Below are 5,214 nucleotides of genomic sequence, written 5' to 3' on the forward strand. Positions count from 1 at the left end.
TGCTTCTCGACGGCGCGTTCCGAACCGGCGTGCGTCGCCTCGTGGATGCGCCGCTGGAGATCCGCGAGCTTCCCCGCGGTCGTGTGAATGTCGATGTCGGTCACTGGTCGTACCACCGGCTCTCGTCGGGAATGCGGACGCCCGCGCTGTCACGCGGGCGCCCCGTCATCAGAAGGTGTCGTGCGGAACGTGGATGCCCCAGATGTCGCGCAGGGCGTGTGAGACCTCGCCGACCGTGGCGCGCAGGCGCAGTGCCTCGCGCATCGGCGGCAGGACGTTTTCGGTGCCCTCGGCGGCGGCGCGCAGGGCGTCCATGGCGCGCCGGACCGCGGCGTTGTCACGTTCCCCGCGCAGGGCCGCCAGCCGCTCGCACTGCTCGGTCTCGATCCGGGGGTCGACGCGCAGCGGCTCGTAGGGCTCCTCCTCGTCGAGGACGTAGGCGTTGACGCCAACGACGGTACGCTCCCGCTTGTCGATCTCCAGCGCGATCCGGTACGCGGACTCCTCGATCCGGGACTTCTGGAAGCCCTGCTCGATCGCCGCGACGGCGCCGCCGCGGTCCTCCACGGCCTGGATCAGGTCCAGTACCGCCGCTTCGAGGTCATCGGTCATCGACTCCATGACATAGGAGCCGGCGAACGGATCGACAGTCTTGGTGACGTCGGTCTCGTAGGCGATGACCTGCTGGGTGCGCAGGGCGAGCCGGGCCGCCTTCTGCGTGGGCAGGGCGATGGCTTCGTCGTAGGAGTTGGTGTGCAGGGACTGCGTGCCGCCGAGGACCGCACCGAGACCCTGGAGGGCGACACGGACGAGGTTGACCTCGGGCTGCTGCGCGGTGAGCTGCACACCGGCGGTCTGGGTGTGGAAGCGCAGCATCTGCGACTTGGGGTTGCGCGCCTTGAACTCGTCGCGCATGATCCGCGCCCAGATGCGGCGGGCGGCGCGGAACTTGGCGATCTCCTCCAGCAGCGTGGTCCGGGCGACGAAGAAGAACGACAGGCGCGGCGCGAAGTCGTCCACGTCCAGGCCCGCGGCGATCGCGGTCCGCACGTATTCCTTGGCGTTGGCGATGGTGAACGCGATCTCCTGCGCGGGCGTGGCCCCGGCCTCGGCCATGTGGTAGCCGGAGATGGAGGTCGTGTTCCAGCGGGGCAGCTCCTTGTGGCAGTAGGCGAAGATGTCGCTGATCAGCCGCAGGGACTGCCGGGGCGGGAAGATGTAGGTGCCGCGGGCGATGTACTCCTTGAGCACGTCGTTCTGGATGGTGCCGGTCAACCGGTCGCCGGGTACGCCCTGTTCGGCGGCCACCAGTTGGTAGAGCAGGAGCAGCACGGCGGCGGGTGCGTTGATCGTCATGGACGTCGACACCTTGTCCAGGGGCAGCCCCCGGAACAGCGTCCGCATGTCGTCGATCGAGTCGATCGCCACCCCGACCTTGCCCACCTCGCCGCGCGCGACGGGCTCGTCGGAGTCGTAGCCCATCTGCGTCGGCAGGTCGAAGGCGACGCTGAGTCCGCCGGTCCCGGCGGCCACCAGCTCGTGGTACCGCTCGTTGGACTCCTTGGCCGTGCCGAAGCCGGCGTACTGCCGCATCGTCCACGGCCGGCCCGTGTACATCGTCGGATACACGCCGCGGGTGAAGGGGAACTCCCCGGGCGGCCCGAGCTGGGCGTCGGCGTCGAAACCGGTCAGGGCCCAGCCGTCGTAGACCGGCTGGACGGGCAGGCCGGACTCGCTCTGTGCCATGGAATCCACCCACGCCTCCTCTGGTACTTAATATCTCGAATACGGTACTCAGTACCGAAGGGAGGGGCAAGTAGTCATCAAGGGCCGGGACGGGAGAGGATGTGCGGTCATGAGCAAGCCACCAGCGCGGATCCGGCTCGCGGACGCCGCTTTCGCGCTCTTCGACGAGCGCGGATACGAGCAGACAACCGTCGACGACATCGCCGAGCGGGCCGGGGTGGGACGGACCACGTTCTTCCGGCACTACCGGTCCAAGGAAGCGGTCATCTTCCCCGACCACGACCGGTTGCTCGAACTGATCCGCGACCGGCTGGCGACCTCCAGCCACCGGACCGCCCTCGTCGCCGTCTCCGACGCGGTCCGCCTGGTGCTGCTGCACTACATCGAGGAGGGTGAGCTCGCGCGCCGGCGGTACGCCCTGACCAGCAAGGTGGCCGCCCTGCGCGACCGCGAGATCGCGAGCGTGGCCCGCTACCAGCGGTTGTTCCGGGAATTCATCGCCGACTGGATGGGCGATCCGACGGAGTCCGCGTCGCTGCGCGCCGAGCTGATGGCCGCCTCCGTCGTCGCCGCCCACAACCACGTGCTGCGCCGGTGGCTGCGCGGAGAGTCCGCCGATCCCGTGACGGAGATGGACGAGGCGATGGGCGAGGTGCTCGCCCTGTTCCCGGCGCCGGGCGCGGGGGGCGCCGCCGAGGACGGCGGCACCACCGTCGTCGCCTTCCGTACCGGCCAGGACCTCGACGCCCTGCTGCCCACGCTGCGGCGCTTGGTCGAGGGAGCCCCAGGACACTGAGACGACGACACCGGCCGCCGGGGTCGGGAAGGGGCTCCGGGCCGCGTCCAGGCGGCCCCCCGGCCGCGAGCCCGCGAGGGCCGGCTCAGATGATCGCGCGCGCGGCGCGTAGTGCGGACAGCTCGTCGGGAGTGAAGCCCCACTCGCCCAGGACCTCGTCGGTGTGCTGCCCCGGCTCGGCGGGCGGTCCCTGGATCGCCCCGGGAGTCCGGCTGAAGCGCGGTGCCGGCGCCGGCTGGACCACACCCTCCACCTCGACGAACGTTCCCCGCGCGCGCAGATGCGGATGGCCGGGTGCCTCTCCCAGGGACAGGACCGGCGCGATGCACACCTCCTGCCCCTCGGACAGCGCGCACCACTCGTCGCGGGTGCGGGTGCGGAGCACCTCGGCGAGCGCGGTCCGCAGCTCGGGCCACCTGGTCCGGTCGTGCTGGTCGGGCATGTCCTCCTCACGCAGTCCGAGGAGCCGCAGGGTGTCGCGCCAGAACCGCGCCTCGTTGGAGCCCACGCTCAGCCAGCGGCCGTCCTTCGTCTCATAGACGTCGTACCAGGGAGCGCCCGAGTCGAGGCGGTTCGTACCGCGCTCGTCGTTCCAGTACCCCGCGGCGCGCAGCCCGTAGAAGAGGGTCATCATGGACGCCGAACCGTCCACACCTGGCCCTGCCCCGAACTCCGGCTCTCCAGCAGCGCCGACACCACGCCCAGCGCGAGGTAGAGGGACCCGCCGCCGAAGTCACCGGCGAGGTTGAGCGGGATCACGGGCGGCCCGCCCGCCCTGCCGACGGAGTGCAGCACACCGGTGAGCGACACGTAGTTCACGTCGTGGCCGGGCGCATGAGCCAGCGGCCCGTCCTGGCCCCACCCTGTCATCCGCCCGTACACGAGCCGCCGGGTTGGCCGCCAGACACTCCTGCGGTCCCACGCCCAGCTTCTCCGTGACACCCGGACGGAAGCCCTCGATCACGACATCGGCGTGGCGCACCAGTTTCAGGACCGCCTCGACGGCCGCCTCGTTCTTCAGATCCAGCGCCGCGCTGCGCCGCCCGCGATGGAGCAGATCGAACCGCGGCTCGACCGGCGCGCCCCCGTCGTAACCCGGCGGCCGGTCGATGCGGAGGATGTTCGCACCGAGATCGGAAAGGAGCATGCAGCAGAACAGAACGGGGTCGGCCCTACGCCGCCCAGCTCCACGATCCGGACACCCGTGAGCGGACCGCTCGACTTCTCTGCCATCTCGGTCTCCCGTTCTGTCGCCGGGAAGGTATCCCGGGCCACGTGCCGGTTCGATTGCGAAGTTCCGAACCGCGCTTTCACGGCTCCCGAACCGGAACGTGTGCCCCTGTGGTGACCCGGCGGACTACGAGCTGGAGACCGACGCCCTGGGCCCCGCCCGCAGGCGACGCCCCGGCCCCTGGCCGGCGGAGGGACCCGGCGGAGGGACCCGGCGGAGGGACCCGGCGGGGCGGCGCACACCGTTCCGCCGGGTCACCCGCTGCCGGGCGGTTTCCCGGCTCAGGCCACTACAGGTTCTCCTTGAAGAAGGGAGTGATCTTTTCGAAGGCCTGGTCGACGGCTTCCGGCTTGTCGTACAGGTCGTAGTGGCTCGCGCCCTTCACCACGAAGATGTCCTTCTTCTCCGACCGGGCCCGGTCGAACAGCTCGAATCCGTCCCGGTAGGAGCCGAAGGCTCCGGGGACGTCGCCCACGATGATCTGCAGCGGCTGCGTCAGCAGCACCTCGGCGAGGTGGAAGGCATCGAAGCCCAGGGCCGCCTCCAGACCGGAGAAGCGCAGCTTGTTCGGGGAGTTGGGGTGTTCTCCCCGGGGAGTGCGGTAGTAGTCGACGGCGTTGACGATGTCGACATCGGTGATGCCCGCCTTCTCCATCTCTTCCTGGGAGTTGGGGATGTAGGTCGTGAGGCGCGGTTCGGCGCCGCGTGCCTCGGCCGTGCGCTGCCTGCCGATCGCCTCGAGCGTCGCGACGGCCGCACCGGGGGTCAGGTCGCCCTCCCGCACGAGCCGGCCGTAATTCGCGGCGACCACGGTGACCAGCGCCTTGATCCGGTGGTCCGTCATCGTGGCGTTCGCGGCGTAACCGCCGCCACCGCAGACCCCCAGGACTCCGACGCGGTTCTCGTCGACGTAATCGAGCGTCATCAGATAGTCGACGGCGCAACGGAAGTCCTCGACTCGTGCGGCCGGGTCCTCCAGGTAGCGGGGTTCGCCGCCGCTCTCGCCCTGGTACGACGCGTCGAACGCGAGGGACACATAGCCCTGCTCGGTGAGCCGCTCGGCATAGATGCTGCCGGCCGTCTGTTCCTTGCAGCTGCTGATCGGGTGGGCGCAGATGATCGCGGGGTACTTCTCGCCCTTGTCGAAGCCCTTGGGCAAGCGAAGATGCGCCGCCACGTCCCAGGACCGGTTCTTGAACCGTACTTCCTGCATGTCTCGCTCCTCCTCGTCGGTGGGTCTCGACATCCAGTTCCACCGCCCGGGCCCACTATCCTGGGACAGAATTGGCCCCCTTAAGGATTGTGCACCCGTATGTCCGTTCGCCGCCTGGCACGGTACGGGTCTCGTGGTCGCAGGCGAGCCATCACCGTATATGATGCTTTGTGTTCCGGAGGGGCCGGACGGTGATGGCGAACGAGGGACCCCATGACACGCGACCGC

The 5,214-nt window shown here is 69.7% G+C and carries 3 protein-coding genes and 1 pseudogene; 1 reads left to right on the top strand and 3 read right to left on the bottom strand.

The annotated features are described in order from the left end of the window. Positions 1-168: 168 nt before the first annotated feature. The gene (locus AB0E62_RS39780) at positions 169-1,746 is read right to left on the bottom strand and encodes a methylmalonyl-CoA mutase family protein (RefSeq protein ID WP_362205961.1); all 1,578 of its coding nucleotides are present in this window, start codon (positions 1,744-1,746) and stop codon (positions 169-171) included. A gap of 109 nt (positions 1,747-1,855) precedes the next feature. Here AB0E62_RS39780 and AB0E62_RS39785 point away from each other — a divergent pair, with 109 nt between their 5' ends. After that, a complete protein-coding gene (locus AB0E62_RS39785; RefSeq protein WP_362205955.1) occupies positions 1,856-2,542 on the top strand; it encodes a TetR family transcriptional regulator in 687 nt (228 codons plus the stop codon). An 85-nt stretch (positions 2,543-2,627) separates the two neighbouring features. On the opposite strand, the pseudogene AB0E62_RS39790 reads toward AB0E62_RS39785, so the two are convergent. Continuing rightward, positions 2,628-3,775: pseudogene (locus AB0E62_RS39790) on the bottom strand (CaiB/BaiF CoA-transferase family protein). Positions 3,776-4,062: 287 nt separating this feature from the next. Next, the gene (locus AB0E62_RS39795) at positions 4,063-4,986 is read right to left on the bottom strand and encodes an alpha/beta hydrolase (RefSeq protein WP_362205958.1); all 924 of its coding nucleotides are present in this window, start codon (positions 4,984-4,986) and stop codon (positions 4,063-4,065) included. Positions 4,987-5,214: the final 228 nt, after the last annotated feature.

Origin of the sequence: Streptomyces sp. NPDC038707 (assembly GCF_040636485.1) — a bacterium.
GTDB lineage: Bacteria > Actinomycetota > Actinomycetes > Streptomycetales > Streptomycetaceae > Streptomyces.